The following is a 548-nucleotide window of genomic DNA, read 5'->3' as shown; positions in this document are numbered from 1 at the left end:
ACTAGGAACTGTTCTCAATTAAGAGCGTTGTATTTTCCATGAATGCAGACCGCACATTATTAACCGATTCGATGTGGGCGGAATTGTCCCCCCTTTTACCTGGTCAAGCCGGCTGCGTCGGCGTGACGGCCAAGAACACGCGCGGCTTTGTCGAGGCGGTCTTATGGCTGGGGCGCACCGGCGTTGGCTGGCGGGACCTGCCCCCGCATCTGGGCCAGTGGCATCGGGTCTACGTGCGCTTCAGCCGGTGGCGAGATACAGGCGTTTGGGAGCAGGTAACGGCCCTTCTTATCCGCCATAAACGCCAACTGCCCCACCCCCGCCAGCAACAGGTACAAGTGGATTCGACCAGTATTCGGGTGCATSAGCATGGCACGGGGGCGGAAAAAAAAACGGCGAACAAGGCATAGGACACAGCCGGGGTGGCAACACGAGCAACATCCATTTGGCGGGTGATGGGGAAGGCAACGTGTTGGGCTGGCAAGTCACGGAAGGGCAAGCCGGCGACGCGCCGCAAGCCGCCGGACTACTGGCGGGCTGGTTGGCGG

1 protein-coding gene is annotated in these 548 nt (G+C 60.7%); it reads left to right on the top strand.

The genetic code is table 11. The features are described from left to right. The first annotated feature begins 38 nt into the window (after positions 1 to 38). Positions 39 to 410, top strand: a complete 372-nt coding sequence (locus D0T11_RS21800; RefSeq protein WP_119657893.1) for a transposase — start codon at positions 39 to 41, stop codon at positions 408 to 410. Positions 411 to 548 lie beyond the last annotated feature (138 nt).

The organism is Hymenobacter rubripertinctus (genome assembly GCF_003583925.1).
GTDB lineage: Bacteria > Bacteroidota > Bacteroidia > Cytophagales > Hymenobacteraceae > Hymenobacter > Hymenobacter rubripertinctus.
This window is presented reverse-complemented; position numbering and strand designations above follow the sequence as displayed.